10 protein-coding genes are annotated in these 9,685 nt (G+C 61.5%); 5 read left to right on the top strand and 5 right to left on the bottom strand.

Annotated elements, in window-relative coordinates; all coding sequences use genetic code 11:
- Positions 1-769 (top strand): aldehyde dehydrogenase family protein (locus ACXJ7R_RS16590; protein ID WP_457152785.1); only part of this gene is annotated, 769 nt, incomplete at its 5' end.
- Entirely contained in the window at positions 766-1,887 is a 1,122-nt protein-coding gene (locus tag ACXJ7R_RS16585; RefSeq protein WP_457152784.1) for an ABC transporter ATP-binding protein, read from the top strand. The genes ACXJ7R_RS16590 and ACXJ7R_RS16585, both read left to right, overlap by 4 nt.
- Before the next feature lie 666 nt (positions 1,888-2,553).
- Here ACXJ7R_RS16585 and hpaH read toward each other — a convergent pair.
- The 5 genes from hpaH to ACXJ7R_RS16560 are packed head-to-tail and all read right to left on the bottom strand — an operon-like array spanning position 2,554 to position 7,214.
- Positions 2,554-3,357 carry a 2-oxo-hept-4-ene-1,7-dioate hydratase gene (gene hpaH / locus ACXJ7R_RS16580; RefSeq protein ID WP_457152783.1) on the bottom strand — a complete coding sequence of 268 codons (804 nt, stop codon included), beginning with the start codon at positions 3,355-3,357 and terminating at the stop codon, positions 2,554-2,556.
- The gene (locus ACXJ7R_RS16575; protein WP_457152782.1) at positions 3,354-4,232 is read right to left on the bottom strand and encodes a fumarylacetoacetate hydrolase family protein; all 879 of its coding nucleotides are present in this window, start codon (positions 4,230-4,232) and stop codon (positions 3,354-3,356) included. The genes hpaH and ACXJ7R_RS16575 overlap by 4 nt, the downstream gene beginning before the upstream one ends.
- Before the next feature lie 34 nt (positions 4,233-4,266).
- Positions 4,267-5,247: a 3,4-dihydroxyphenylacetate 2,3-dioxygenase gene (gene hpaD, locus ACXJ7R_RS16570; RefSeq protein WP_457152781.1), complete on the bottom strand. Its 981-nt coding sequence runs from the start codon at positions 5,245-5,247 to the stop codon at positions 4,267-4,269.
- Between the two features lie 14 nt (positions 5,248-5,261).
- Positions 5,262-6,776, bottom strand: coding sequence for a 5-carboxymethyl-2-hydroxymuconate semialdehyde dehydrogenase (gene hpaE / locus ACXJ7R_RS16565; RefSeq protein ID WP_457152780.1), 1,515 nt, complete (start codon positions 6,774-6,776; stop codon positions 5,262-5,264).
- Positions 6,777-6,806: 30 nt separating this feature from the next.
- A complete protein-coding gene (locus tag ACXJ7R_RS16560; protein ID WP_457152779.1) occupies positions 6,807-7,214 on the bottom strand; it encodes a 5-carboxymethyl-2-hydroxymuconate isomerase in 408 nt (135 codons plus the stop codon).
- 138 nt (positions 7,215-7,352) lie between these two features.
- On the opposite strand from ACXJ7R_RS16560, the gene hpaR reads away from it, so the two are divergent.
- From hpaR to ACXJ7R_RS16545, 3 genes are all read left to right on the top strand, one after another.
- Positions 7,353-7,808, top strand: coding sequence for a homoprotocatechuate degradation operon regulator HpaR (gene hpaR, locus ACXJ7R_RS16555; protein ID WP_126070414.1), 456 nt, complete (start codon positions 7,353-7,355; stop codon positions 7,806-7,808).
- Between the two features lie 217 nt (positions 7,809-8,025).
- Positions 8,026-8,487, top strand: a complete 462-nt coding sequence (locus ACXJ7R_RS16550; RefSeq protein ID WP_457152778.1) for a hypothetical protein — start codon at positions 8,026-8,028, stop codon at positions 8,485-8,487.
- Positions 8,488-8,859: 372 nt separating this feature from the next.
- Positions 8,860-9,685 (top strand): ATP-dependent DNA ligase (locus ACXJ7R_RS16545; RefSeq protein WP_457152777.1); only part of this gene is annotated, 826 nt, incomplete at its 3' end.

The raw sequence follows: 9,685 nt of genomic DNA, 5'->3' as shown, positions 1-9,685 counted from the left end.
ACGCAAGGTATCGTTCACCGGTTCGGTGCCCGTCGGAAAACATCTGATGGCGCTCTGCGCCGCAGGCATGAAGCGGACAACGATGGAACTCGGCGGCCACGGTTCGGTCATTGTCGACCGTGATGTCGACATCGATGCCGTCGTGCGGCTTTCAGCGATGGCGAAATATCGCAATGCCGGCCAAGTGTGCGTGTCGCCGACCCGCTTTTATGTCCACAAGGCGATCTATGTTGAGTTTGTCGAACGCTTCGCTGCCATTGCGGATGGCGTTGTGGTCGGCGATGGCTTCCTGGAAGATACGGCCATGGGACCTCTTGCCCATTCGAGACGCGGGTCTGCGCTGGATGAACTCGTGGCCGATGCCGAAAAGCACGGGGCTAACCTGCGTGCCGGCGGCCATCGGCGTAACAGCCCCGGTTACTTCTTTTCACCGACGGTGTTGTGCGATGTATCAGAACATGCGCGTGTCATGAATGAGGAACCGTTTGGCCCCGTGGCTCTGATCAATCCGATCGACTCGATCGAAAGTGGAATCAAGCAGGCCAATCGGCTTCCCTACGGTCTGGCCAGCTATGGTTTCGGCGCGACCGCAGACGCGGCGAAGGCATTTTCCAGCGGGCTCGAAACGGGGATGGTCGGGATCAACAGCTTTACCATTTCCTTTCCCGAGACGCCGTTTCTGGGCATTAAGGACAGCGGACACGGGGCCGAAAACGGTGTCGAAGGCCTTGAGACCTGTCTCGTCAGCAAATTCGTGAGCCAGATATGATGAGCGACTTGTCGGCAAATCCCGCGCGAGCCCATGACGAGACCGCACTGGTCCGGTTCATCAATGTACAGAAATCGTATGGAGGCCTTGGCCTCGTCGTCAAAAACCTCAACCTCGACGTACTCAGGGGCGAATTCCTCACCTTGCTCGGCCCGTCGGGCTCCGGCAAGACGACCACTCTGATGATGCTTGCTGGCTTTCAGGATGCCACCTCAGGCGAAATCCTGCTGGACGGACGGCCAGTGACCCAGACGCCGCCGCATGAGCGCGGCATCGGCATGGTGTTCCAGAGCTATGCACTGTTCCCGCACATGACCGTGGCACAGAATCTCGCCTTTCCCCTTGAGGTGCGCCGCGTCGCCAAGGCCGACATCGCCAACCGGGTCAAACGCGCGCTCGAGATGGTTGAGCTGCCCAATTTCGCAGGGCGACGCCCCTCGCAGCTTTCCGGCGGCCAGCAGCAGCGCGTCGCGCTGGCGCGGGCACTCATCTTCGAGCCGACAGTGGTTCTGATGGATGAACCGCTGGGCGCGTTGGACAAGCATTTGCGAGAGCAGATGCAATACGAAATCAAGGCGCTGCATGATCGTCTCGGCATCACAATGATCTACGTGACCCACGACCAATCCGAAGCCCTGACCATGTCGGACCGGATAGCCGTGTTCAACGATGGCATCATCCAGCAGCTTTCGACACCGCAGGACCTCTATGAACGTCCCGCCAACGCGTTCGTCGCCCGGTTCATTGGTGAGAACAATACGCTGATAGGGAAGGTCGCCAAGTCCGGCAAGGACGGACTGTACGATGTTGCCTTGTCAGGCGGTGGCGTTGTGCGTGCAGTCGCCGATGAGTCTCTCGCGCCAGGCGATAGCGTGATAATTTCGGTCCGCCCGGAACGCTGTCTATTGGGCCATGACTTTCCAGACCCGATGAACCAATTCGATGGCAAGGTGCTCGATACGATTTATCACGGCGACCATATTCGGGTGAAAGTTCACGCGGCGGGCTCGGAGAACTTCATCATTAAGACAGTCAACGCAAGATCCGACCTGCCACTGCGGCCTGGCGTTGATGTGAAGATAGGCTGGGACCCAAAAGACTGCCGCGCCTTTCGGTGAGGTCTCTGTCAGCAAGCCACCGTCGTTCTTCGCTTCGACTAACAGCAATGTCTCCCCAGCATTTAATCAAAGCACGGGTAGAGGCACGCGTATCGGAAGCAAGGCGTGCGCCCAGGAAGTCCGCACTTTGTCCGGGCTTCAATTTCTCTCGCTCGTTAACGATCGGCCATATTCAAGTCCAGGTGCTGGGACTCCGAACGATCTCCGTCCGTTCATGCGGCGATTGGCGGCAAATACGCGTCATTCGGAGCCATTCTGCCTGACGTGGACCATTCCACCGATGGTGGTTTCCACTCGACCCAGCGTCCCGTCAAGGATCTAGGCTCGCTACAGGTGAGAGCAGTGCCCCTATGCAGCCGATTCACCTCTATCGGTCCGGCGGGACTCGGTGCTGTCGCCCAGATGCGACGAAGGATGACCGCGAGCTTTCGGGCGAGTGCGATCTTGGCTTTTTTCGGAGCCTGCCGATTGGCGGCCTCACGGCCCAGACGCGCGGACCATTGACCATACGGCTCATATGTCGTTTGCCACTTCTTAAGGTGAGGGCGGTCCGCACCATCTCGGCTTTGGCCTTGCTAATGCGGCCGGTGCGGACGAGTTCGACCGACTGAAGCTTGCTCATAGGCTGAAGTGACGAGGCACAGCGAGTCTGTTTCAAGCGCCGCTCTAGCGGGCGAACGCGATGCGGATTGTTCCATGAGGGCCGAAATCGGCAACGATGCTGTCGCCGTGGCGCGCCTCCACCGGGCGCACGAACGAGCCTGACAGCACAACCTGTCCGGCGGCGATCTGCATGCCGTATTGATGCAGCCGGTTGGCCAGCCAGACGATGCCCTTGGCCGGATGGTCGAGCACGCCGGCGCCAAGGCCGGTTTCCTCGACCTCGCCATTGCGAGACAGGATGGCGCCGATCCAGCGCAGGTCGGCCTCGCGCGGCCCAGACGCGCGACCACCGATGACGATGCCGGCATTGGCGGCATTGTCGGAGATGGTGTCGAAGAAGGTCCTGATCTTGCCGGTCTCTTTGTTGACGCGCTCGATGCGGGTGTCGAGGATTTCAAGGGCAGGGGTGATGTAATCGGTGGCGTCGAGCACATCGTCGATCGATACGTCCGGCCCCGACAGCGGCGCCTTCATGACGAAGGCGATCTCGGCCTCGATGCGCGGCTGGATGAAGCGGTTGGCGGGAACGATGCCGCCGTCGTCGAAGAACATGTCGTCGAACAGCACGCCGGAATCGGGAATGTCGATGGCGAGCGCCGATTGCATGGCCTTGGAAGTCAGGCCGATCTTCCAGCCCTTGATCGTCAGGCCCGACGCGACCTTGCGCTTCACCAGTGCTGCCTGCACCAGRTAGGCGTCGTCCATCGTCGCATCGGGAAAATCGAGGCTGAGCAGCCTGATCTGCCGGCGGTTTCGTTCGGCTTCGAACAGCTGCGCTGCGGCGTCCTCGACTTGCTCGGGGGTCATTGCGCTGTCCCCTCGTCGACGACGCCGTTGCGCAGCAGGCCAATGCCGTCGGCCTCGACCTCGATGACATCGCCCGGCTTCAGCCAGATCGGCGGCTCGAAACGGGCGCCGGCACCGGTCGGCGTGCCGGTGACGATGACGTCGCCGGGCACCAGCGTGGTGAAGGTCGAGACGTAGTTGATGATCTTGCGGAACGAAAAGATCATGCGGCTGGTGCGGTCCTGCTGCCGCAGCTCGCCATTGACGCGGGTGGTCAGCGCGATGTCGGCGATCTGCGGCTCGTCGGTGTATGGCACCAGCCAGGGGCCGATGGCGCCGGTGCGGTCGAAATTCTTGCCCTGGGTGACGTTGAACTTGGCGTGGCGGACCCAGTCGCGGATGGTGCCTTCGTTGCAGAGCGAAAGTGCTGCGATGTGGTCGAGCGCATCCTTCTCGGCGATCCGCCGGCCGGCCTTGCCGATGACGATGACGATCTCACCCTCATAGTCGAGCTGCGGCGATTCCGGCGGCCGTACCAGCGGCGCGCCATGGCCGACGAAGGAGCGCGGGAAGCGGATGAACAGCGACGGGTTGGAGGGGGCTGCCTGGCCGTCCTTGTACTCCTCGTTGCGGTCGGGAAAGTTGACGCCGACGCAGATGATCTTTTCCGGGGAGGGGACCGGAATGTCGTAGGCGATGTCGTCGAGGGAAAAATCGGCGGCAAAGGCATCCGCCTCTTCCGCCAGATGTTGCAAGGCGCCGGCCTCTATCACTTCGCGCAGCGTCGGCCACTGGCTGTGGCGCGCCGACAGGTCGACGACGCCCTTGCCGGTGATCGCGCCGTAGCGCTTCTTGCCGCCGATGGTGAAGGTGGCGAGCCGTGCCTGTGCCGTCATGCTGATTTCCCCATCACGCCTGTCGTAGCCATCATCACGGCGCGATGATCGGTGAGGCCGAGAGATCGGGCTGGCGCGGCTCGATGCCGGCAAAGACGCTGCCTTCCTCGAACCAGCTTTTTGGCGCCGGCGCGCCCCACAGCGTCTGCCGCTGCGGGTCCTTCAGGTCCCACTTGATCGGCTCCAGATCGGGATCGACCGTCTGGTAGTCCGAACAGTAGATCTCGATGCGGTGRTTGTCGGGRTCKCKGATATAGAGGAAGAAGGCGTTGGAAATGCCGTGYCGGCCGGGRCCGCGYTCGATGTTTGCGAGGTAGCCGGTCGTCGCCATCAGGTCGAGCAGATCGATGATGTTGAGCGGGGTCGGCACCCAGAAGGCGAGGTGGTGCAGGCGCGGTCCGACACCGTTGGTGAAGGCGATGTCGTGGACGCCACCCTTGCGGTGCGTCCACGCCGCCCAGAGCTTTCCACTGCTGGCATCCTCGGTGTACTCGGTGACACGAAAGCCGAGCTCGTTGTAGAACGCCACCGATTCATCGACGTTGGGCGAGAAGCAGTTGAAGTGGTCGATGCGCAACGGCTTGACGCCCTTGTAGAGCGCGTATTTCTGGTGAATCGGCGGCAGCCGCTCCATCTTCGAGTAGAACTCCAGCGGAATGCCGTGCGGGTCGCGGGTGCGGAAGGTCCGTGACTGGTACGGCCGCTCGACCCATTCCACCGGCAGGCCTTTGCCTCTGAAGAAGTGCTCGGCCTTGTCGAGATCCTCGTCGGAGAACAGCTTGAAGCCGAGGTCGCGGGCTTCCGGCTTGGCAGCCTTCCGCAGCACGATGCAATGGTGGCCGCGCTCTTCCAGCGCGCGCAGATAGATCGCGTCCTTGCTCTCGTCGGTCACCTGCAGGCCGAGCGTGTCGACATAGAAGGCGCGTGATTTTGCGAGGTCGGTCACTGCCAGTTCGACATGGCTCAGCCGCACGATGTTGAAGGCCGGGTAGAGGTTGGGTGTGGGCAAGGGCATCTTGATGTCTCCGGTCAGCCGCCGAGCTTCTGGATCGAGTGTGGCGCGGTCGCGAACGCGATGTTCTTGGTTTCCATGTAGAAATCGAACGACCAGTCGCCACCGTCGCGGCCAATGCCCGAACTTTTGACGCCACCGAACGGCGTTGGCAGATGGCGCACATTTTCCGAGTTGACCCAGATCATGCCGGCATCGAGCGCATCGGTGAAGCGGAAGGCGCGGGTGACGTCCGAAGTCCAGAGATAGCCGGTCAGGCCGTACTGGGTGTCGTTGGCCAGCGCCAGCGCCTCGGCCTCGTCCTTGAACGGGATGGCGGTCAGCACCGGTCCAAAAATTTCCTCCTGGGCGATGCGCATGCGGTTGTTGGCGCCGGTAAACAGCGTCGGGCTGACATAGCAGCCGCCGCCCGGACCTGCGAATTTGCCGCCGCCGGCAGCGACCGTGGCGCCTTCCGACTTGCCGATCTCGATGTAGGAGAGAACCTTCTCCTCATGCACCGGATGGATCAGCGGACCGACCACGGTTTCGGGGTCAAGCGGGTGGCCTATCTTGATGCGCTTGGCCTTCTCCGCCACCAGCGCGGTGAACTTGTCGTAGACCGAGGCCTCGACCAGCAGGCGCGAGGACGAGGTGCAGCGCTCGCCGTTGAGCGAGTAGATCATGAAGACGGCGGCGTCGGCGGCGCGCTCCAGATCGGCGTCGGCAAAGACGATGACCGGGTTCTTGCCGCCGAGCTCGAAATGCACGCGCTTCAGCGTGTCGGCGCCTTGCTTCATGATCATCGAGCCGGTGCGGCTTTCGCCGACGAAACCGATCGCCTTGATATCGGGGTGCTCGGTCAGCGCCTTGCCGGCATCCTCGCCAAAACCGTTGACGAGGTTCCAGACGCCCTTGGGCAGGCCGGCCGCCTCGGCGATCTCGACCAGCAGCCGCGCCGTCAGCGGCGACAGCTCCGCCGGCTTGTGGACGATGGTGCAACCGGCGGCGAGCGCCGGCGCGATCTTCCAGGTCGACAGCATGAAGGGCGTGTTCCACGGCGTGATGACGCCGACCGGGCCGATCGGTACACGAGTGGTCATGTTGACCTGGTTCGGCGCGCGGATCRTGCGGCCATCGCGGGCTTCCGGTGCACGGTCGGCGTAGAAGCGGAAATTCTCGGCGCCGCGCAATGCTGCCTTGGCCATGAACTTCAGCGATTGGCCGGTGTCCATGCATTCGACGAAGGCAATTTCCTCGGCCCGCGCCACGATCGCGTCGGCTATTTTGTGCAGCAGCTTCTTGCGGGCGTCGCCGGCAAGCGCCGCCCAGTCGCGAAAGGCCGCCTTCGCCGCCTTGGCGGCGCGGTCGATGTCTTCAGCCTTGCCGCGCGCCACGGTGGCGATCGGCTTCAGATCGATCGGCGAGATCGTCTCATATGTCGAGCCGTCGGCGGCCGGCACGGCCTCGCCACCGATCTGGTTGAGCACACCGCCCTTTTTGAAGCGTTCGAGATAGGCCTCGGCCTTCTTCAGATTGTCGTCTAGAGCCATGAGGTCTTTCCTGTCACTTGCCACGCCCTGTCACTTGCCACGCAGGCGCGGGTGGATGGCATTTTTCTTCCAGCTCAGTTCGGCGTCGATCTCGYGGATCTCCAGGGAGAGCGCGAAATGCGGCGTCGTGAACAATGAAGCGAGATGCTCGGACACTGCCGCGAAGATCGCTTCGCCGGTGCGTTTCTTCTCTTCGTCAGTGCGGCCCTTGCCAATGCGGAAGTTCAGGTCGATGAAACCGTTCTCGGGCAGACGGTCGGCGATGGCATAAGCATCAGCGCGGAAGGCGCGCACCCTGACCGCGCCCGGCTCGAACAGGCCGGTTTCGAGGATTGTCCGCGAGACCAAAGCGCAGAGCTCCGTCATGTCTACCCTGGCGTCGAGATTCGCCGAATAGTCGATCACCATGTGCGGCAAGCTGTCGCTCCAGTCGGACATATACGCTGTCTTTAATTAACGTGCGTATTACATTTTGTTGATGTATTGTCAATTGCTTTGCAGTTGGGTCAACATCCTTTCCCGTGCGCTCGACATCCTAACTTGGCTGTGAGTTCGCGGGTGATTGCCAATGGGCTCATGCGCGCCTTCGTGGAGTCTTCCTTGCGAATAACGGAAACCAAACGCTCCCTGCCAATGGCCCTGCTTCGTGCCCGTGAAGTGATCATGGCGCACTTTCGACCGATGCTTGCCCGACACGACATCACCGAGCAGCAATGGCGCGTGCTGCGGGTGCTTGCCGAAACCGGGCCGCTCGAAGCAACCGAACTCGCCAATCGAGCCTCGATCTTGCCGCCTAGCTTGACCCGCATCATCAAGGCGATGGAGGAGCGGCAGTTCATCACCCGCAACAGGGTAAAGGATGATGGGCGCCGGGCACTGATCGCCATCAGTCCGGCCGGGCTGGCACTGATCGAGGACCTGTCGCCTGAGCGTGCCGCGATCTATGAGGCGATCGAGCAACGCTACGGTGCCCAGCAGCAGGACCGGCTGCTTGATCTGCTAGAAAGCCTGATCCAATCGGAATCCTCTTAACCACCGAAGCTACCAGTGCAGTCGGCAGCAAGCAGTTGCGACCGACATAGAGCAATGCCGCCTCTGCCTCCTATGGCCATTTCCGCCAATAGTGAACAAAAAGAGAACAAAGAGTCAAGCCTGCCCTTGACGGGGGAGGAATATGTTCCTTATTTCAGCGTGATCTGAAGCAGAAAAGGACCATGGCTCGGCGTCAATCGCGCTGGCCGGCGAAGCTATGGCAAAAACAGCGGAAGACAATTTTCGGATCGAGGTATGGGATCGAGAGGAGCAGGCCCTATCCGAAACCATTTCGCGTTCCCCCGATTCAACGGTGAGTCAGGCAGCCTGGCAAGCTGCCATCCGGCGCCGGCCAGGCATGTTGCTGATCCACTACAACAGTCGGCATGTGATGGAGAAAATCCTGACACCAGGCGAGGTCAAGATCCCACCGCAGGCCATCATTGATGGCAGCGTTCATGCGGGCCTCGATGTGGCGCTCGGCGATCTTCGCGAATGGCATGTGTTGCGGGCCTGGTGCAGATCCTGTTCGCACCATGCGACGGTAAAGCCTGCCGGGCTCATCGAACGCTATGGAAAAGGCGCTCTGTTCAGTTCGGTCGAGCGAGCGCTCTTCTGCACGAGTTGTAACAGGGGAGGGCCTGTCAGGCTGGAAATTCACAAGCTGCCACGCAATTGAGGGGCGAACGGATGCAAGACTTCATCGAAATTCGTCCAGGCCCACTCGGCACTGGTTGGACAATCCTATCGCATCGTCGCCGATCAGCGGCCGGACTGTCGAGAACCGGGAATGCGAGCGATCTCCGCCGGTCGGCTTCGACGCAAAACATGCGGACCACCGCGGACGGGGACAGTCGGTCCCGCATCCCGTCCTGCGGCCGGCGCTATGCTGACGCTCCTACGGCTGTCCCGTTCACCGCCCGCGGCGGGGGCGAATTTCCTCCGTCCTACGCGCGACAATGATCCGCGGTTGCGGACGCGCGCAGGACTGCGGCTTATACGCCGTTCTTCCTTAGAGCGCCGACGGTCGCCGGCGCGGAGATGCTTGGACATGGAACCGAATCCCAGGCAGGGTATTGAATCGGACTGTGTATCCGAGTTCCGCATGTCGGCTGTAGATGGCACCCTCGGCATCAGCAAAAGGCGCACACGGCGCCGAGACTTGGAATCTATCCCTAGATATCCGCTGCCGGGATTTCGGTCCTTCCAGCTCTGCACATTGACAGACCACATACCGGTCGGCGGGGATTGGCTCTTCGAGATGAAGTTCGACGGCTATCGTGCCCAAGTCGCCATCTCCGGCTCGAACGTCGTCGTCTATACCCGCAATGGCCACGACTGGACCCGACAGTTCAAGGTCATCCTGCCGCCGCTTCGGAGACTGACCAAGGGCGCGGTGYTGATCGACSGTGAGATCGTCGCCATCGACAGCCAGGGCCGCACGAACTTCTCCATGCTGAAAACCGGCATTGCCGCGGGTATGCCGCTCAAATTCTATGCCTTTGATCTGCTTGAATTCGATGGCGAAGATCTGTCGAACCAGYCGCTCCTTGAGCGCAAGGAGCGACTTGAGTCCCTGCTAGGCTCGCGCCGCCCTGAAGACAGCCTGCAATTCTCCAGCCACATCCTCGACCAGGGCAAAAGGGTGTTTGACGCCATGTGCGCGGGCGGCCACGAAGGCGTTATCGCCAAGCGCGCCGACAGCTCCTACGTCGGCGACCGCACCGGGAGTTGGCTCAAGATCAAGTGCACGAAGCGACAGGAATTCGTTGTCGGCGGCTATCGCCCAAGTGACACAGGACATGGCATGGCCTCGCTGATCCTCGGCACTTACGACAATGGCAAGCTCATCTATCGCGGTCGCGTCGGCACTGGGT

Source organism: Mesorhizobium sp. P5_C1, from assembly GCF_054049815.1.
Note: the sequence above shows the minus strand (reverse complement) of the source record. Positions and strands in the feature narration are given on the sequence as shown.